The 19566-nt window shown below is 59.8% G+C and carries 17 protein-coding genes; 14 read left to right on the forward strand and 3 right to left on the reverse strand.

The features are described from left to right. Positions 1-65: 65 nt before the first annotated feature. Positions 66-821 (reverse strand): precorrin-6A synthase (deacetylating), encoded by a 756-nt coding sequence (gene cobF / locus KFS80_RS23530; protein ID WP_212546114.1) that lies wholly within the window; start codon positions 819-821, stop codon positions 66-68. Continuing rightward, positions 821-1390, reverse strand: coding sequence for a histidine phosphatase family protein (locus KFS80_RS23535; RefSeq protein ID WP_212546115.1), 570 nt, complete (start codon positions 1388-1390; stop codon positions 821-823). Before KFS80_RS23535 ends, cobF begins: the two co-directional genes overlap by 1 nt. Positions 1391-1719: 329 nt before the next feature. Between KFS80_RS23535 and KFS80_RS23540 the strand changes: the two genes are divergently transcribed. From KFS80_RS23540 to KFS80_RS23575, 8 genes are all read left to right on the forward strand, one after another. Continuing rightward, a complete protein-coding gene (locus tag KFS80_RS23540; protein WP_159812478.1) occupies positions 1720-2574 on the forward strand; it encodes a MurR/RpiR family transcriptional regulator in 855 nt (284 codons plus the stop codon). Positions 2575-2576: 2 nt separating this feature from the next. Next, a complete protein-coding gene (locus KFS80_RS23545; protein ID WP_212546116.1) occupies positions 2577-3221 on the forward strand; it encodes a cysteine hydrolase family protein in 645 nt (214 codons plus the stop codon). Then, positions 3218-4549, forward strand: coding sequence for a type I glutamate--ammonia ligase (locus KFS80_RS23550; RefSeq protein ID WP_212546117.1), 1332 nt, complete (start codon positions 3218-3220; stop codon positions 4547-4549). The genes KFS80_RS23545 and KFS80_RS23550 overlap by 4 nt, the downstream gene beginning before the upstream one ends. Continuing rightward, a complete protein-coding gene (locus tag KFS80_RS23555) occupies positions 4533-5285 on the forward strand; it encodes an N-formylglutamate amidohydrolase (RefSeq protein WP_212546118.1) in 753 nt (250 codons plus the stop codon). The genes KFS80_RS23550 and KFS80_RS23555 overlap by 17 nt, the downstream gene beginning before the upstream one ends. Positions 5286-5364: 79 nt before the next feature. After that, positions 5365-6714, forward strand: coding sequence for an APC family permease (locus KFS80_RS23560; protein WP_212546119.1), 1350 nt, complete (start codon positions 5365-5367; stop codon positions 6712-6714). A gap of 118 nt (positions 6715-6832) precedes the next feature. After that, positions 6833-7849, forward strand: coding sequence for an arginine N-succinyltransferase (locus tag KFS80_RS23565; RefSeq protein ID WP_212546120.1), 1017 nt, complete (start codon positions 6833-6835; stop codon positions 7847-7849). Positions 7850-7883: 34 nt separating this feature from the next. Continuing rightward, positions 7884-8918, forward strand: a complete 1035-nt coding sequence (astA, locus tag KFS80_RS23570; RefSeq protein ID WP_212546121.1) for an arginine N-succinyltransferase — start codon at positions 7884-7886, stop codon at positions 8916-8918. Between the two features lie 383 nt (positions 8919-9301). Then, entirely contained in the window at positions 9302-10171 is an 870-nt protein-coding gene (locus KFS80_RS23575) for an isocitrate lyase/PEP mutase family protein (protein ID WP_053119221.1), read from the forward strand. A 167-nt stretch (positions 10172-10338) separates the two neighbouring features. Here KFS80_RS23575 and KFS80_RS23580 read toward each other — a convergent pair whose 3' ends face one another. Next, positions 10339-11412: a diguanylate cyclase gene (locus KFS80_RS23580; protein WP_159812485.1), complete on the reverse strand. Its 1074-nt coding sequence runs from the start codon at positions 11410-11412 to the stop codon at positions 10339-10341. Between the two features lie 276 nt (positions 11413-11688). Here KFS80_RS23580 and KFS80_RS23585 point away from each other — a divergent pair, with 276 nt between their 5' ends. From KFS80_RS23585 to hglS, 6 genes are all read left to right on the forward strand, one after another. Further along, positions 11689-13143 carry a flavin-containing monooxygenase gene (locus KFS80_RS23585; protein ID WP_212546122.1) on the forward strand — a complete coding sequence of 485 codons (1455 nt, stop codon included), beginning with the start codon at positions 11689-11691 and terminating at the stop codon, positions 13141-13143. A 21-nt stretch (positions 13144-13164) separates the two neighbouring features. Then, positions 13165-14094: an alpha/beta fold hydrolase gene (locus KFS80_RS23590; RefSeq protein ID WP_212546123.1), complete on the forward strand. Its 930-nt coding sequence runs from the start codon at positions 13165-13167 to the stop codon at positions 14092-14094. A gap of 183 nt (positions 14095-14277) precedes the next feature. Further along, complete coding sequence (gene glcD / locus KFS80_RS23595; RefSeq protein WP_212546124.1) at positions 14278-15777, forward strand: glycolate oxidase subunit GlcD; 1500 nt, start codon at positions 14278-14280, stop codon at positions 15775-15777. Further along, complete coding sequence (gene glcE / locus KFS80_RS23600; protein WP_212546125.1) at positions 15777-16817, forward strand: glycolate oxidase subunit GlcE; 1041 nt, start codon at positions 15777-15779, stop codon at positions 16815-16817. The genes glcD and glcE overlap by 1 nt, the downstream gene beginning before the upstream one ends. 2 nt (positions 16818-16819) lie before the next feature. After that, positions 16820-18040 (forward strand): glycolate oxidase subunit GlcF, encoded by a 1221-nt coding sequence (gene glcF, locus KFS80_RS23605; RefSeq protein ID WP_212546126.1) that lies wholly within the window; start codon positions 16820-16822, stop codon positions 18038-18040. A gap of 88 nt (positions 18041-18128) precedes the next feature. Next, a complete protein-coding gene (gene hglS, locus KFS80_RS23610) occupies positions 18129-19514 on the forward strand; it encodes a 2-oxoadipate dioxygenase/decarboxylase HglS (protein WP_212546127.1) in 1386 nt (461 codons plus the stop codon). The last annotated feature ends 52 nt before the right edge of the window (positions 19515-19566 follow it).

The raw sequence follows: 19566 nt of genomic DNA on the forward strand, positions 1-19566 counted from the left end.
TTTGGAATGCATTCCCTTGTGGGAGCGGGCTTGCCCGCGAAGAGGCCCGCCCGACCAGCGAAGACCTAAGGCTTGCGTAACAAATAGGTATCCATAATCCACCCATGCTCAGCCCGCGCCGCCTTGCGCACGCGCTCTATCTCGTCAGCCACTTCCCCCAACTTGCCGCTGATCAAAATCTCATCCGGCGTGCCCAGATAAGCGCCCCAGTAAATCTGCGTCTGCGGATCCGCCACATGATGGTAGGAATCTTCCGCATCAAGCATCACCACCAGACTGTCAGAGTCACTCACCTTCCCCGCCGCCAAACGCCGGCCGGTGGTGATTTCGATGGAGCGCCCGATGGTGTTCAACGGCACTTTGTGCTGCGCCGCCAGCGCCTGAACGCTGGTGATACCCGGAATCACCTCAAACTCGAACTCGCAGCGGCTCTCGGCCAGAATCGATTGCAGAATACGCACGGTGCTGTCGTACAACGCCGGGTCGCCCCAGACGAGGAAACCGCCACATTGGCCGTCGGATAATTCTTCGTTGATCATCCGCTCGAAGGTCTGCTGCTTGGCCTGGTTCAAATCCACCACCGCCGAGGTGTAATCGACGTCGCCACGCTCGCGTTCCGGGCAATGCGCTTCGGCGAAGCGGTAGTCGGGGTCGGTGATGTAGCGATCACAGATCTCCCGGCGCAGGTCGATCAGCTTGTCCTTGCTCTGGCCCTTGTCCATCAGGAAGAACACGTCGACCTGATTCAGCGCTTTCACCGCTTGCATGGTGATGTAGTCGGGATTGCCGGCGCCGATGCCGATGACCAATAGTTGTTTCATCAAAATCTTTCCTCAAGATCAATACCCGGCAAACGCAAACGCCAGATACCGTTAAATCGTAATTCGACCGCCGCCAGCGGTTCGACGTCTATCGCGTTGAAGGCTGCGCCCTGCACCACCTGCATCAGCGCCGCGCGCACGATGTAGGGGTGAGTCACCGCGACGATATGGCCAGGCGTCGCTTTCAATTCGTCCAGCCATTTCGCCACGCGCTCAGAGACCTCAACCACCGATTCGCCGCCATGTGGTGCGGCACTCGGGTCTGCCAGCCAGGCTTGCAGCGCTTCGCCTTCCTTATGTTGCAGATCCTTGATCGACCGCCCGTGCCAGCGACCCCAATCGCAATCGCGCAATGCCTCGTCGATCTGCGCGTTTGCGCCAAACCACGCAGCGGTCTGTTGTGTGCGTAATTCCGGCCCGCACAGAATACGGGACGCCGTGGCATATCGATCAGCCAGCAAGTCGGACGCCGCCAGCGGATTTTCAACAGGCTCGTTTGTAGGAAAACACGCCAATTTCTGTGCGACGGTTCGAGCATGGCAAATCAGAGTCAACCGGGTGGTTTGCACAGGGGATCACTCACTCGAAGGGTCTGAAATGGACTAATGCAATCTTCGCGGGCGGCAATTGTGCCGTAAACAGGGGCTTAGCGGGCAACTCGCTGTTCAGGCATTGATGATCCGCGTCAGCAAATATCGGTAATGTCTGACACAACAATGGGCAATGGACTACAAGCCCAGTCGACCACCGCGTAGACCCTGTTACACGGGCGTTTCGCACCTGTTTCACAGCTTGGCCAACCCACGAAAAATTCGCTAGACATGTAACCTCAGTTACATAAATACTGTTTTGGCGAATTGTGAAGCAAATTCGACAAACCCATCCAGCAGGAGCCCGGATGCCCCCTCTCAGAGACCTGATCACCGATCCCGGCCTGGATCTTACGCCGTCGGAGCGCAAAGTCGTTCGCGCCTTGCTCGATCAGTACCCGCGCAATGGTCTGGGGCCGATGGCACGTCTGGCCGATCATGCCGGCGTCAGTGATCCGACCATCGTCCGTCTGGTGAAAAAACTCGGGTTTGGCAGTTACGCCGAATTCCAGGACGCCCTCCTCAGCGACATGGATCATCGCCTGCGCTCACCGCGCACGCTGTTGCAGCCTCGCGCACAGCAAAACAAGGACGACGCCTGGAGCCATTACCTGGCCGACAGCCATCGATTGCTGGTCGAAACCCAATCGCTGACCCAACCCGAAGACGTGCGCATCCTGACCGACTGGCTGCTCGACGCGCGGCATCAGGTGTATTGCTTTGGCGGCCGTTTCAGCAGCCTGATGGCGACTTACCTGCTCAATCACTTGCGTCTGCTGCGCCCCGGCTGCTTTGCGCTGGAAGACAACGCGCAATTGCCCGACAGGCTGTTCGACCTGCAACGTCAGGACGTCGTCCTGCTGTTCGACTATCGCCGCTATCAGACGCAAGCGCTGCGCGTGGCCACCGCTGCGAAAACCAACAACGCACGGGTGGTGCTGTTCACCGACATTTATGCCTCGCCGCTGCGCGAACTGGCCGACTTGATCATCAGCGCCCCGGTCGAATCAGCCTCGCCGTTCGACACCATGGTGCCGGCGCTGGCCCAGGTCGAGGCGCTGATCGCCTGCCTGACCTTGCGCACTGACAACCTCGCCGATCGCCTGGACGGCATCGACGCCTTGCGCAACGACTTCGCCACCCACTTGCTGGAGGATAAATAAGGATGTTCAGCCTTCCCCACCGCTCGCCGCGGGACTTGCCGTTTGTCACCGACCATACCGCGCTGTTGTTGGTGGACATGCAGCGTGCCTGGCTCGAACCGCAGTTCGATCCGCACCTCAACGATCCGGACGCCGAGTACTTCCTGACCCGAACGCAGATGCAGGTGGTGCCCAATCAACGGCGCTTGCTCAGTGCCTTTCGTGAAGCGCAGCAGAACGTGCTGCACACCATTATCGAAAGCCTCACCGCCGATGGTCGCGACCGTTCGCTCGACCACAAACTTTCGGACATGCACCTTCCCAAAGGCAGCGTGCAGGCGCGGATCATCGAAGACCTGACGCCGGTAGAAAACGAAATCGTTCTGCCGAAAACTTCGTCCGGCGTGTTCAACTCGACCAACATCGACTACGTGCTGCGCAACCTCGAAACCCGTCACCTGATCATCGCCGGCATTGTCACCGATCAATGCGTCGACATGGCCGTGCGCGATGCTGCCGATCGCGGTTATCTGGTCACGCTGGTCGAAGACGCCTGCGCCACTTACAGCGCCGAACGGCACAACGCCTGCCTGAACGCGATCAAGGGTTATTGCTGGATCACCGACACCCAAACCATACTCGGCCGGTTGCAGGAGATGCAGCCATGAGTGCGCGCCTGACGCCGCTGCCGATGACCACCATCGTCACCACTGACTTGATCGGCATCACCCGTGGCCGCTCGTTTCCCACCGATGAGCTTGAGCATTATCAAGCGGCGGGTTGCGGCTGGGTGCCGGCCAACAGTGCGTTGACGCCACAGGACATCATCGCCTCGACCAATCCATGGGGCGCTTATGGCGACTTGCGGCTGATCCCGGATCTGAGCAGCCGCGTCACCGTCAGTAATGGCCCGGACGCGAGTGCGCCAGCGCTGGACTTCATTCACGGCGATATCCGCGAAACCGATGGCCGCCCTTGGGGCGCCTGCCCACGCACGCTGCTGCGCGATGAAATCGAGCGTTATCGCGATAAGTTGGGGTTGCAGGTTAACGCCGCGTTTGAACACGAATTCAACCTTCACGCAGGTGTAGCCGAACACTTGGCGTTCTCCCTCGAAGCCCAGCGTCAAGGTGCCGAATTCGCTGGCTGGTTGCTTAGCGCCCTGCGTGCTGGCGGCGTCGAGCCGGAAATGTTCCTGCCCGAATACGGCAAGCATCAATACGAAATCACCTGCCGTCCGACGCTCGGCGTAGCGGCCGCAGACCGCGCGGTGAACGTGCGCGAGATCACCCGGGAGATCGCCCGGCAAATGGGCCTCGACCTGAGTTTCGCGCCGAAAATTGCGGCGGACGCGGTGTGCAACGGTGTGCATCTGCATGTCAGCCTGCTCGATCTGGGCGGTCAGCCGATGCTGTACGACGCTGGCACCAGCAACGGTCTGTCGAGCATCGGTCAGCATTGGGCCGCAGGAATCCTGCACTATTTGCCAGCGCTGTGTGCGTTCACCGCGCCAACGCCGGTTTCGTATGAGCGTTTGCAGCCACATCACTGGAGCGCGTCCTATGCCTGCCTCGGCCAGCAAAATCGGGAAGCGGCGTTGCGCATCTGCCCGACCGTGACTCTCGGCGGCAAATCCGTGGCCCACCAGTTCAACCTCGAATTCCGCGCCATGGACGCCACTGCCTCGCCGCATCTGGCCATGGCCGCCTTGCTGATCGCCGGACGTTTGGGCATCGAACAGCGTCTGGCGCTGAACGCGATCACCGATGAAATTCCCGATTCACTCAACGACGAGCAACGCAAGGCAAGGGGCATTGTCGCCCTGCCCGCCTCGCTGGCCCAGGCACTGGATTGCCTGCGCGACAGTGCAGCCTTCAACGAATGGCTGCCCAAGCCGTTGCTCGACACATACCACGCCCTTAAAACCGAGGAATTGGCGCTGACGGAACAGCTCTCGCCCGCTGACCTGTGTGAGCACTATGCACGCCTGTACTGAATCCGCCGAGCTGGGGTTGTTTACCCGACCGGTCTACAACCTGAGCCGCGCCGACTCGACGCATCCTTTGATTCTGGTATGCGAGCACGCCAGCCGCTACATCCCCGAGGCCCTGAATAATCTAGGCCTGGACGATGCCGCCGCACGTGAACACATCGCCTGGGACATTGGCGCACTGCAACTGGCCGAGCAATTGTCGGAACAACTTGGCGCAACGCTGTTGAGCGCAAACTATTCACGGTTGCTGATCGACCTGAATCGCCCACGCCATGCGCCGGACAGCATTCCGGCACAGAGCGAGATTTATCAGATTCCGGGTAACCGCGAGCTCGACGAAGCCACGCGCGAATACCGGCGTCAGACACTGTTCAAGCCGTTTCATGCGCGTTTGCAGACGCTGATCGATGAACGCGTTGCACAAGGACAACCGGTGCGCGTGGTGGGGATCCACAGTTTCACCCCGGTGTATTACGGCCAGCCACGACCACTGGAAATCGGCGTGCTGTTCGGTCAAGCAAAGGAGTACGCGCAACGTCTGCTCGATGGCCTCGGCGAACATCCGCTGAAAGTCGCGGGCAATCAGCCGTACAAGATTGATCCACTGGGTGACATGACCGTGCCCGTACACGGCGATGCGCGAGGCCTAGACTCGGTGCTGATCGAGGTGCGCAACGATTTGCTGCGCAGCCCCGAAGCCGTATCGCGCTGGGCCGGATACCTCGCGCCATTGCTGTAACGAAAGATCGCTGAAGCTGTAAACGATGGACCGACATAACAACTAAAACGACCGATTGGCTGACAAGGAGTTGCGCTTCATGGAAATTGAAGAATTCGGCTACAAGCAAGAGTTGAAACGGAGCCTGACGCTCACCGACCTGGTGGTGTACGGGATGATCTTCATGATCCCCATCGCCCCGTTCGGCGTGTACGGCTACGTTAACGCCGAGGCACCGGGGATGGTGCCGCTGGCGTACATCATTGGCATGGTGGCAATGCTGTTCACCGCGCTGAGCTACGGCAGTATGGCCAAGGCTTTTCCGATTGCCGGCTCGGTGTATTCCTACGCGCAACGCGGCCTCAATCAACACGTCGGCTTCATCGCGGGCTGGCTGATGCTGCTCGACTATCTACTGATTCCACCGCTGCTGTATGTGTACGCAGCGATGGCACTCAACCATTTGTATCCAGACATTCCGAAAGTCGGCTTCATTCTGGCGTTCCTGGTCAGCGCGACTTTCGTCAACCTGCGCGGCATCACCTTCACGGCGCGGATGAACATCATTTTTCTGCTGGCGCAGTTGGTCGTGCTGGGCATTTTCCTGTTCTACGCGTGGACGGCCCTGCACAACGGTGGCGGTAACGGCGAGCTGACCCTGGCGCCGCTGTACAACCCGGAAACCTTCAACTTTGCCCTGCTGATGCAAGCGGTGTCGATTGCCGTGCTGTCGTTCCTCGGCTTCGACGCGATCTCGACGCTCGCCGAGGAAATCAAAGGTGATCCGGGCAAAAGCGTCGGCAAAGCCGCACTGATCACGCTGATCGTGATGGGGGTGATTTTCGTCGCGCAAACCTGGATTGCCACCGATCTGGCAGCCGGTATGGGCTTCAAATCCGCCGACACCGCATTCTATGAAATCGCCGAAATCGCCGCTGGCAGCTGGCTGGCAACCGTCACCGGCGTAGCGACTGCATTGGCGTGGGGCGTTGCTGTGGCGATCACCTCGCAAGCCGCCGTGTCGCGTCTGCTGTTTGGCATGGCCCGCGACGGCAAACTGCCGAAAGTGCTGGCCAAGGTGCACCCGAAACACAACACGCCGTACCTGAGTATCTATCTCGTGGCCGCGCTGTCGCTGCTGATCTGCTACCTGTTCATCAATTCGGTCGACACCCTGACCTCGCTGGTCAACTTCGGCGCACTCAGCGGTTTCATGCTACTGCACCTGACGGTGATCAACTACTACTGGCGTCGGCAGAAATCCGGCCAGGTTATCCGCCACCTGATCTGCCCGGTGATCGGCTTCATCATCGTCGCGGCCATCATGTACAACATGGGCGTCGATGCACAAAAACTCGGCCTGATCTGGATCGCACTGGGGCTGGTGTACCTGTTCTTTCTCAACAAGCTCGGCGCCAGCACCGCACTGCCCGATCCGAGCAATGGCTGACATAAAAAAGGGCGGCGTCTGACAACAAATCAGGCGACCGCTGATTTCGCGCGTGGAAACCGACAGTGATAGTCAGGTTCGGCGAATTCGCCGAACCTTTTGATACAGGAGTACATCCATGCTGGTCTTACGCCCAGTCGAGATAACCGACCTGCCTCAGTTGCAACAATTGGCCCGTGACAGTCTGGTGGGCGTGACCTCCCTGCCGGATGACAGCGAACGGTTGCGCGAGAAAATCGCCGCGTCCTGTGCGTCGTTCGATCGCGATGCGAGCGCGCACGGCCCGGAGAGTTACTTTTTCGTGCTCGAAGATCTGGATAACCAGCGCCTCGTCGGTTGCTCCGAGATTGTCTCGACGGCGGGTTTTGATGAACCGTTCTACAGCCTGCGCAATCGCCACTTCACCAGTGCCTCGCGCGAGCTGAACATCGAACACGGCGTGCCTGCGTTGTCGCTGTGCCACGACCTCAACGATCACACCTTGCTGCGCGGTTTCCACATCGACGCGGCGCTGGAGCGCACGCCATTTTCTGAATTGCTCTCGCGAGCGCGTTTGCTGTTTATCGCCGCTCATTCGCAACGTTTTGCCGAGGCAGTGATTACCGAAATCGTCGGATACAGCGATGCGGACGGCAACTCGCCATTCTGGGATGCACTGGGCAAGCATTTTTTCGACTTGCCCTACGTTGAAGCCGAGCGCCTGTGCGGCTTACAGAGCCGGCGCTTTCTCGCCGAACTGATGCCGCAATACCCGATTTACGTGCCGATGCTGCCGTTGGCGGCACAGGAATGTATCGGTCGCATCCACCCGGACGGTCAGGAAGCCTTCGACATTCTTCAGCGCGAAGGCTTCGAAACCAACAGCTACATCGACCTGTTCGACGCTGGCCCGACGCTGTATGCGCGCACAGCGAACATTCGCTCGATCACCCATAGCCAGACCGCTCAAGTCCATTCGCAACCTCAGATCGATGCGCGTGGCCGTTATCTGCTGAGCAATGATGCGCTGCACGGTTACCGCGCGATTGTTGCCGAACTGGATTATCAGCCGGGGCAACCGCTGGCCCTCACCCCGGCCATGTGTGCCGCATTGCACGTGAGCGAAGGCAGCCCGATCCGGCTGATTGCCCTGTGAGCCGCCCGAACAGGCGCGTAAAAGGAGTTACCGCATGATTGTCCGCCCGGTCAAAGTCAGCGACCTGCCCGCGTTAATGACGCTGGTTCAACAGGTCGGCCCGGGGTTTACCACCCTGCCGGCCAACGAAGATCGCCTGGCGCACCGGGTGCGCTGGGCGCAACGTGCGTTCGCCGAACAGGTGGAACGCGCCGACGCCGACTATCTGTTCGTGCTCGAAGACGATGACCAGCGGGTGATCGGCGTCAGCGCGATGTCGGGCGCGGTCGGTTTGCGCGAGCCCTGGTACAACTATCGCGTTGGTTTGACTGTGAGTTCGGCACCGGATCTGGGGATTCAGCGGCAGATTCCGACGCTGTTCCTCAACAACGAACTGACCGGGCAATCGGAGCTGTGTTCGCTGTTCCTGCGCCATGATCAGCGCACCGGCAGCAACGGACGATTGTTGTCGTTGGGGCGTTTGCTGTTCGTCGCCGAGTTTCCGCATCTGTTTGGTGAAAGGATGATCGCCGAATTACGCGGCAGCGCTGATGAGCAGGGTTGTTCGCCGTTCTGGGACAGTCTGGGGCGACACTTTTTCCAGATGGATTTCACCCATGCCGATCACTTGTCCGGCTTGGGCAACAAATCCTTCATCGCCGAACTGATGCCGCGTCAGCCGCTGTACACCTGCCTGCTCACCGAACAGGCGCAGGCTGCAATCGGTCAGGCGCACCCGAATACCGAGCCGGCACTGAAGATTCTTCAAGCCGAAGGATTTGCGCACAAAGGTTACATCGACATTTTTGACGGCGGCCCGGTGATTGAGGCGCCGATCCGCAACATCCGCACCGTGCGCGACAGCCTGGAACTGACCTTGAGCCTTGGCACGCCAGATGAGCAGGCGCCGTTGTGGCTGATCCACAACCGTCGTCTGGAAAACTGCCGCATCACCGTCGCCCGTGGTCGCCGCGTCGGCAGCAGCCTGGTGGTTGATCGCCTCACGGCGCAACGTTTGCAGTTGCAACCGGGCAATTCGGTACGCGCGGTGATGCTGCCGAATCAACAGCAGCAGGCTGTGGCTGCTTAACCCCTCACTGCTTTCGAGTGGGTATGAAGATCACCTGTCCCCAGGAGACCCCTGTGGCGAGGGGATTTATCCCCGCTGGGCTGCGAAGCGGCCCCAAAACCAGCCACCTCATTCTTCCAGACATACCGCATTTGCCGGTCTTACGACTGCTTCGCAGCCGATCGGGGATAAATCCCCTCGCCACAATAATCTCATCAGCACAAAAATCTTCTCACCCCAGAACCCCCCTCCCACAGGTGATACCTTTCAGCAAACGGCTCCCCGCCTGACCAGCCGCGCAAATTCGTCATGATCCTTGACCCATTCGCGTGATAGCCTTTTAAACCTTCGGCGTTGACACATTTGCTCAAGCCTTTCCATTCCTTTGTATTGGTGGAACTCGTATGTCCAGGCTTTCTCATCAAGATTTGCGCCGTAACTTCCGTCAGTTGCTGGCCTCCGACACTTGCTACCACACAGCATCGGTGTTCGACCCGATGTCGGCCCGCATCGCCGCTGACCTGGGTTTTGAAGTGGGGATTCTCGGTGGTTCCGTGGCCTCGTTGCAGGTGCTCGGCGCCCCTGACTTTGCCCTGATCACCCTCAGCGAGTTCGCCGAACAGGCCACCCGTATCGGCCGCGTTGCGCAATTGCCGGTAATCGCCGACGCCGACCACGGCTACGGCAACGCCCTCAACGTGATGCGCACCATCGTCGAACTGGAACGCGCCGGCGTCGCCGCCCTGACCATCGAAGACACCTTGCTGCCCGCGCAATTCGGCCGCAAATCCACCGACCTGATCACCGTCGCCGAAGGCGTCGGCAAGATTCGCGCGGCACTGGAAGCCCGGGTCGACACGGAAATGGCGATCATCGCGCGCACCAACGCCGGCATCCTGCCCAACCAGGAAATCATCAGCCGCACCAAGCAATACCAAGCGGCGGGCGCCGACGGCATCTGCATGGTTGGCATTCAAGACTTCGATCAACTGGAACAGATCGCCGAACACCTGACTGTGCCGCTGATGCTGGTCACCTACGGCAACCCGGCGCTGCGCGACGACAAGCGTCTGGCCGAGCTCGGCGTGCGCGTGACCATCGACGGTCATGGCGCGTACTTTGCGGCGATCAAAGCGACGTACGACAGCCTGCGCGAACAGCGGCAGATTTTCACTCAGGCATCGGATCTGAGCGCGACCGAATTGACGCACACCTATACCCAGCCTGAGGAATACATTCTGTGGGCTAAGGAATACATGAGTGTCAAAGAGTAAAGCGCTGGGTCGGCTGGCCCCTTCGCGAGCAAGCTCGCTCCCACATTGGAACGCGGTCAACTGTGGGAGCAGGCTTGCTCGCGAAGGCGTGTCAGGCACAATTTGAGCGTCTGACCCACCGCATTCGCGAGCAAGCCCGCCCCCACAAGGGTAATGCGCTGCAGCTATCAGACCGAATCAAGCAACTCGTGTCGCGGTTTGCTATCGCAATTGCAGATCACCCGATTGCGCCCGCCCGCCTTCGCTTCATACAGCGCCTGATCGGCATCATTGAGCCAACGGGTCGCGTCGGCATGCGCGGGGTCGTACGCCGCCAGGCCGATACTCAAACTGACCTTCAGCGCCGGATTCTGCTCATAAACCATCGTGGCAAAACGCTCGCGCAACGCCTCCATCGCCTGCGCGGCATTGAACAGCGGCAAGTCCGGAAGAATCACGCAAAACTCATCACCGCCATAACGCCCCGCGACATCAGTGGAGCGCAGGTTCTGCTTGAGCATTTTGCTCAACTGCCGCAACACAATATCCCCCGCCACATGGCCGTAGGTGTCGTTGATCGACTTGAAATGATCGATATCGATCAAGGCAATCGCCGCGCCCTGAGTTTGCCGCTTGCAACGTTGAAACATGCTGTCCAGTTGATCCTTCCAGGCGCCGTGATTGAGCAGCCCGGTAAGGCTGTCGGTGCGGCTCAGGGCCAGCAGTTCGCGTTTGTGCTGTCCCAGCGTGTAGGCCTGACGGAAACAGATCCAGCCCAACGCCAGCGGATACAGCATCAGCAGCGGCAAGCAGGCGTAAAGTTGTGTGGGAGAAGTCACAGCAACAAATGCCGGGGCAAACACCACAAGACCAACGCCAACCCCGAGAATCTGCGCCGCCAGGCCTGCCAGCAGAAAACGCACCCCGCCGATGGCGACGTTGTTCATGGCCATCATCGAAACGGTGGTGGCGCTGGGCAGCGGATTGAAATGCATCGCCGCGACCCAAAAGCCGCCGAAAAAGGCATCGATCAATAAATTACGGTGTTCCGCGTGATACGGCGTGGGTGAGCGTCGCGCCCATTGAAACGCCAGATGCGGCCAGACGGCCCCGTTGATCAACATCACCGCCCACACCCAGGCCGGCGGATCGAGCGGATACATCGCCACACTGACGCAAACGAGCCCCAGCGCCAGCCCAATGGTGCGCGATGTATAAAGCCTCCTGGCCAATGAAAGTCCTTTTCCCCCGGTGTTTCCCATAAGGGCCTCGATGACTCGACGGAACCTGCGCACTGCGTTGAATAGATGTGCTGGGAGTCTATCAGGGCAACGTTAAATAGCCATCACCGGCCAGCGGCCACAAAACGGCAACAACACACTTCCTGTAGGAGCTGCGGCACGCTGCGATCTTTTGATCCTGGCTCTGACAACAATCAAAAGATCGCAGCCTCGTTTCACTCGACAGCTCCTACAGGCCGAATATTTGGCTATACATGAAAGGAGCAAAACGGAAAAACAACTATAAGAAGGAGGCCCATGCGCAGTTATCAAGTGTTGATCATCGGCAGCGGTTTTGGCGGCCAGTGCGCGGCGGTCAATTTGCTCAAGGCCGGGATCGACGATTTTCGCATGCTGGAGCGACGCGATTTTTTCGGTGGCACCTGGTGCCAGAACACCTACCCCGGCGCAGCGGTGGATGTGCCGTCGCCGCTGTATTCCCTGTCGTTTGCACCGTATCGCTGGTCGCAGATGTTTGCCGGGCAAGCGGAATTACAGCGTTACACCGAACACGTGATCGACCAATTCAACCTCCGCGAGCGCGTGGAACTGCAGGCCAATGTCGAGCGCGTCGAGTGGGATGAGCTGGAAAAACGCTGGACGGTTTACACCGGCGCCAAAGGTATTTACTACGCGCAGTTTCTGATCAACGCCTCTGGCCCGCTGAGCCAACCGGTGATCCCACACTTTGCGGGGCAGGATCGCTTTCAGGGCAAGACATTTCATACAAATAATTGGGATCACGACTACGACTATCGCGGTAAACGCGTCGCCATCATTGGCAGCGGTGCGAGCGCGGCGCAGGTGATTCCGGCGATTGCTCCGGAGGTCGAGCAACTACACGTTTTCCAGCGCACGCCGCACTGGGTATTACCCCGCGCGGATCGCGTTTTCGGGCCGCTTCAACGTTGGCTGCTCGGCATCAAACCCGCCTACAAGCTGCTGAGATGGCTGATTTACTGGCAATTCGAAACCCGCGTAATCGCTTTCAAATACTCGAAACCGGCGATTCGCATGGTGCAAAAGCAAGCGTTGAAGTTTCTCAAACGCCAGGTGCCTGACCCGGTGCTGCGCGAAAAACTCACGCCCGACTTCACCATCGGTTGCAAACGGGTGTTGGTCTCCAGCACCTATTACCCGGCGCTGACTCGACCCAACGTGACGCTGCACAACCGCGACCATGGCATCGCCTCAATCGATGAAAGCGGACTCAACACGGTTGATGGCCAACACATCGATGTGGATCTGATCGTCTGGTCGACCGGTTACGACGCCACCGACGGCGTTATTTCCTACCCCGTCAGCGGCAAAAACGCTGTGCAACTCAGAGATGTCTGGGCCGAATATCCCCGCGCGTACCTCGGCACCAGTCTGCCGGACTTTCCCAACCTGTTTATCGTCACTGGGCCGAACACCGGCATTGGCCATACATCGGCGCTGTTCATCATCGAATCGCAGATGAACTACATCATCGACTGCATAAGAACGCTCAAAACCAAAGGTTTGCGCAGCATCGAAGTGCGCCCCGAAGCGGAACGTACCTACACTGAGATGATCCATCGGGAGATGGAGCGCACGGTCTGGAAGTCCGGCGGTTGCCACAGTTGGTATCAAAGCAAGAGCGGTCATGTGATCGCGATGTTTCCCGGCTTCAGTTTCAGTTATTACCGGTTGACCCGGGCGCTGAAACCGGCCGACCACATTCTGTCCTGAACACGTAAAAGGAAGACGTCGATGCTTTTGCTGTTTGTCGCCCTCGCAGTATTCGTGGCCTGGAGCTGGTTGAGTTACCCGGCGGTCGGCCATTGGTTGTACGACCTGAACATGGCCATCGAGGCCAAGTTGTACAAGTTGCACAAAATCGAAGTGCCGATCGCCGAGATGACGGTGTCGACCTGGCAGGGCGGGCCTTATGAAGCGTCCAGCGCGATCCTGATGTTGCACGGCTACAGCGCCGACAAGAATTTGTGGCTGCGCTTCGCCCGGCATTTTGTCCGGCAGTATCGAGTGATCATTCCGGATCTGGCCGGCCATGGCGAAACCGGCTTCAAGGCTGGCGGCGGTTATGACATTCCGCTGCAAGCCAAACGCATGATTCAGTTGCTCGACGTCTGCGGCGTAGAGAAAGTCCATGTGATCGGCAACTCGATGGGCGGCTACATTGCGGCGTGGCTGGCGGCGACGTACCCGGATCGCATCGCCTCGGTGGCGTTGATTGACCCGGCCGGCGTCACGGCACCGCAGGCCAGCGACATGGAACGGCATCTGGCGCGCGGGCATAACCCGTTTCTGATTAACTCTCGCGAAGAGTTCAAAAACTTCTACGCGATGACCATGGAATCGCCGCCGTGGGTGCCGAAACTGGTGCTCGACGCGATCGCTCAGCGCTACGAACAAAATCGCGATGACCTCGAAGAAATCTTCCGCGATTTCCGCGCCAGCCCGCCGATGGAACCGAAACTCGCAGACATCAAATGCCCGGCGCTGCTGCTCTGGGGGCGCAAGGATCGGCTGATCGACGTCAGCAGCGTGCCGGTCTGGAGCAAGGGCATCGCCAATTTGCGCGTGGACGTGTGGGATAACGTCGGGCACATGCCGATGGTCGAACAGCCGTCGAATACCGCGCGGTTGTATCGGGAGTTTTTGGGTAATCAACGCGCATGAATGTAATCAACCCATTCCTGTGGCGAGGGGATTTATCCCCGTTGGGCTGCGAAGCGGCCCCAGCTCTTCCATTGAGGGGTATCAGACACACCGGACTCTCAGGATTGGGGCCGCTGCGAGACCCAACGGGGATAAATCCCCTCGCCACAGGGGAAAGTGTTCATCCAAGGAGCAGGGGGTGAAATGAACATCCTCTACGACGAACGCCTCGACGGTGCGCTGCCGGACGTTAATAAAGTCCAACTGTTGAAAACCCTGCAACAAGCCATCCCCGATCTCGACATTTTGTGGCGCGAAGAAGAACTCAAACCCTACGAATGCGACGGCCTCTCCGCCTACCGCACCACACCCATGCTGGTCGCCCTGCCCCGGCGAATCGAGCAAGTGCAAACCCTGCTCAAACTCTGCCACCAAAACAACGTCCCGGTGGTCGCTCGCGGCGCCGGCACCGGCTTATCCGGTGGCGCCTTGCCGCTGGAAAAAGGCCTGCTGCTGGTCATGGCACGCTTCAACAACATCCTGTACATCGACCCCGCCGCCCGTACCGCGCGGGTTCAACCCGGGGTGCGCAATCTGGCGATTTCCCAGGCTGCTGCGCCGTTTGGTTTGTATTACGCGCCGGATCCATCCTCGCAAATCGCCTGTTCCATCGGCGGCAACGTCGCCGAAAACGCTGGCGGCGTGCATTGCCTCAAATACGGCCTGACCGTGCACAACCTGCTGAAAATCGAAGTGCTGACCATCGAAGGCGAACGCCTGACCCTCGGCTCCGACGCCCTCGACTCGCCAGGTTTCGACCTGCTCGCGCTGTTCACCGGTTCCGAAGGTTTGCTCGGGATCATTACCGAAGTCACGGTCAAACTGCTGCCCAAACCGCAAGTGGCGAAAGTGCTGCTGGCCAGTTTCGATTCGGTGGAAAAGGCTGGCCGCGCGGTCGCTGAAATCATCGCGGCGGGGATCATTCCCGGCGGCCTGGAAATGATGGACAACCTCGCCATTCGCGCCGCTGAAGACTTTATCCACGCCGGTTATCCGGTGGATGCCGAGGCGATTCTGCTGTGCGAACTCGATGGTGTCGAAGCCGACGTCCACGACGATTGCCAACGCGTGCGCGAGGTCATGAATCTGGCTGGCGCCACCGAAGTGCGCCAGGCCCGCGACGAGGCTGAGCGCGTGCGTTTCTGGGCCGGCCGCAAAAACGCCTTCCCGGCCATCGGTCGGCTGTCACCCGATTACTACTGCATGGACGGCACCATCCCGCGCCGCGAATTGCCCGGCGTTTTGCAAGGCATCGCGCGCCTTGGCGAAGAATACGGCTTGCGCGTGGCCAACGTGTTCCATGCCGGCGATGGCAACATGCACCCGCTGATCCTGTTCGACGCCAACCAACCCGGCGAACTGCATCGCGCCGAAGCCTTGGGCGGAAAGATCCTCGAACTGTGCGTACAGGTCGGCGGCAGCATCACCGGCGAACACGGCGTCGGTCGCGAGAAAATCAATCAGATGTGCGCGCAATTCAACAGCGACGAACTGAGCCTGTTTCACGCGGTAAAAGCCGCGTTCGACCCGAAAGGCCTGCTCAACCCCGGCAAAAACATTCCGACTCTGCACCGTTGCGCCGAATTCGGTGCGATGCACATTCACGCCGGGCAACTGCCCTTCCCCGAACTGGAGCGTTTCTGATGGCTGACGTCGACGCCTTGCTCGATCAGGTCAACGAAGCGCGGGCCAATGCCACACCGCTGAAAATCCAGGGTGGCAACAGCAAGGCGTTTCTCGGTCGCGAGGTGGCCGGTGAAGTGCTCGACACCCGCGCGCATCGCGGCATCGTGGCTTACGACCCCACCGAACTGGTGATCACTGCGCGCGCCGGCACGCCGTTGTCCGAACTGCTCGCGACGCTGGATGAAAATGGGCAAATGCTGCCATGCGAACCGCCGTCGTTTGCCGACAGCGCCACGGTCGGCGGAATGATCGTGACAGGATTGTCCGGGCCTCGGCGACCGTGGTCGGGGTCTGTGCGGGATTTCGTGCTTGGCACGCGCGTTATCACCGGCCTCGGTCAGCATGTGCGTTTCGGCGGTGAAGTGATGAAAAACGTTGCCGGATATGACCTGTCGCGGCTGATGGCCGGCAGTTTCGGCTGCCTCGGCGTGCTCACCGAGGTCTCGTTGAAAGTCCTGCCCAAACCCCGCCAATGCCTGAGCATTCGCCTCGATATCGACTGTGCGCGGGCGCTGGCCAAACTGGCCGAGTGGGGCCAGCAACCGTTGCCGATCAGCGCCGCGTGTCACGATGGCGAAAGCCTTTATCTGCGTCTTGAGGGCGGCGAAGGCTCGGTGACCGCAGCGCATCAACGCCTCGGTGGCGAAGCGTTGGACTCGTCGTTTTGGCGTGATTTGAATGAGCAGCGCCTGAGCTTTTTCGACGAAGGCCAGCCCCTGTGGCGCCTGTCGCTGCCAAACAATCTCGGGCCGCTGGACTTGCCCGGCGAGCAACTGATCGACTGGGCCGGCGCGCAACGCTGGCTGAAATCCTCCAGCACCGACATTCATGCCCTCGCCCAGTCACTCGGTGGCCATGCGACCTGCTTCACCCATGGTGCCAGCGAATCACCGTTTCAGCCTTTGCCTGCGACATTGCCGCGCTATCACCGCCAGCTCAAAGCGCAACTCGACCCGCAAGGGCTGTTCAATCCCGGGCGGATGTACGCGGAGTTCTAGCCATGCAAACCACCCTCAGCGAACAATCGCTACAGTTGCCCCGCGCCGCCGAGGCGGAAAAAATCCTGCGCACCTGTGTGCATTGCGGTTTCTGTAACGCGACGTGCCCGACCTATCAATTGCTCGGCGACGAACTCGACGGCCCGCGCGGGCGCATCTACCTGATCAAGCAGGTGCTCGAGGGCGCGCCGCCAACCGCGCAGACACAACTGCATCTGGATCGCTGCCTGTCGTGCCGCAACTGCGAAACCACCTGCCCGTCCGGCGTCGACTATCACAACTTGCTCGACATCGGTCGCGCGGTGGTCGACCACGCGGTGCCGCGCCCGGCCGCTCAACGTCTATTGCGCGAAGGCCTACGCGCATTGGCGCCGAATCCGCGACTGTTCAAAGGACTGCTGCGAGTGGGCACAACGTTTCGCCCGCTGCTGCCGCGCTTGCTTGAGAGCAAACTGCCGCAGCATCTGTTGGTCAACGGTTCGCGCCCTGCCCCTCGGCATGCTCGCCGTGTGTTGTTGCTCGAAGGCTGCGTGCAACCGGGTTTGTCGCCGAACACCAACGACGCGACGGCGCGGGTGCTGGATCGCTTGGGCATCAGCGTCACGCCGGTGGCCGAGGCCGGTTGTTGCGGTGCGCTGGATTATCACCTCGACGCCCAAGCCAAAGGCCTCGCCCGCGCCCGACAGAACATCGACGCGTGGTGGCCACATCTGCAAAACGGCGCCGAAGCAATTGTGCAAACGGCCAGCGGCTGCGGCGCGTTCATCAAGGATTACGGGCATTTGCTCGCGGACGATCCGCTGTACGCGGCGAAAGCGCAGCGCATCAGCGAAATGACCGTGGATCTGGTGCAGATCCTCACCCGAGAACCGCTGGAGCAAGTGTGCGCCGCCAGCGAACGACGCATCGCCGTGCATTGCCCGTGCACCTTGCAGTACGCGTTGAAACTTGACGGCGCCGTCGAAGCAGTCTTGTCCCGCATCGGTTTCAACCTCACCGCTGTCCCCGATGGCCATTTGTGCTGCGGTTCAGCAGGGGCTTACTCATTGACCCAACCGGTGCTGGCCCGGCAACTGCGCGACAACCGCCTCAATGCGCTGGAGAGCGGCCGTCCTGAGCTGATCGTCACCTCAAACATTGGCTGCCAAAGCCACTTGGCCAGCGCCGGCCGCACGCCAGTCATGCACTGGATCGAACTGGTGGATCAGTCGTTGGCAGAATGAAGTTCGTAGGATTCTTCGTTTGCCGACGTAGGCGAAGGCTGCGATCTTTTCATCTATCCAATACGTGACCGTGGCAGGAATTTTTTTCATGACCGTGCAGCCGTTCGTCAGCCCCGACCTGATCCGCCAACGCTTCTCCAAAGCGATGTCCGACATGTACCGAGAAGAAGTGCCGCTGTACGGCGCGCTGATGGAATTGGTCGAACAGACTAATCGCAGCGTTCTTGACCGGGACACGCAAATTGCCCGGCAACTGGAAAGTACCGGCGAAATCGAACGACTGGACATGGAACGTCACGGCGCCATTCGCGTCGGTACCGCGACCGAACTGGCCACCCTCGCCCGCCTGTTTGCGGTGATGGGCATGCAACCGGTGGGTTATTACGATCTGACGCCGGCGGGTGTGCCGGTGCATTCCACGGCGTTTCGCGCGGTGCATGAGGATTCGCTGCAAGTCAGCCCGTTCAGGGTCTTCACGTCGTTGCTGCGACTGGAGTTGATCAAAGACCTTGAGCTGCGCACCTTCGCTGAATCCGTGCTGGCCAAGCGTTCGATCTTTACGCCTACAGCGTTGCGTCTAATTTCCCAGGCAGAAACCGCTGGCGGACTGGCGGAAAGCGAAGCGCAGGAATTCGTCCTACAGGCATTGGAGACCTTTCGCTGGCATCACAGCGCAACGGTCACCGCCGCGCAGTACCAGACGCTCAGCGCTCAACATCGATTGATTGCCGACGTGGTTGCCTTCAAAGGCCCGCACATCAACCACCTGACGCCGCGCACGCTGGACATCGACCGCGTGCAAGAGCAAATGCCCGCCCATGGCATCACCCCGAAAGCCGTGATTGAAGGCCCGCCGCGCCGGCAGTGCCCGATCTTGCTGCGCCAGACCAGTTTCAAAGCGCTGGATGAGCCAATCGCCTTTACCGACCAGGACGAAATCCGAGGCAGCCACAGCGCGCGTTTCGGCGAAATCGAACAGCGCGGTGCAGCACTCACACCCAAGGGTCGCGCACTGTATGACTTACTGTTGAATGCTGCTCGCGATGAACTGGGGGACTTCCCCAACGAAGCCAACGCCGCACACTACAACGCGCTGATGACTCAGCACTTTGGCGAATTTCCTGACAGCGTCGAGGGCATGCGCGAACAAGAGCTGGCGTATTTTCGCTATTTCGCTACGGAAAAAGGACTGGCGGCGGGAGGACTTGGCGACGCGTCACTGGAGCAATTACTGCGCGATGGCTACGTGAAGGCAGAACCGCTGGTGTACGAAGATTTCCTGCCGGTTAGCGCGGCGGGGATTTTTCACTCGAACCTTGGCGATGCCGCGCAAACGCACTACGGCGAGCATTCCAACCGAAAGGCGTTCGAACAGGCACTGGGCCGCACGACCATCGACGAGCTGGGCTTATATGCCGAAACCCAAAAGCGCTCAATTGATGAGAGCCTGGCCGCACTTTCGGGTAACCGCTGAAAAGATCGCAGCCTGCGGCAGCTCCTACATTAGGGTGTGGACTCCCCTGTAG

The sequence above is a fragment of the Pseudomonas rustica genome (assembly GCF_018336155.1).
Classification (GTDB): Bacteria; Pseudomonadota; Gammaproteobacteria; order Pseudomonadales; family Pseudomonadaceae; genus Aquipseudomonas; species Aquipseudomonas rustica.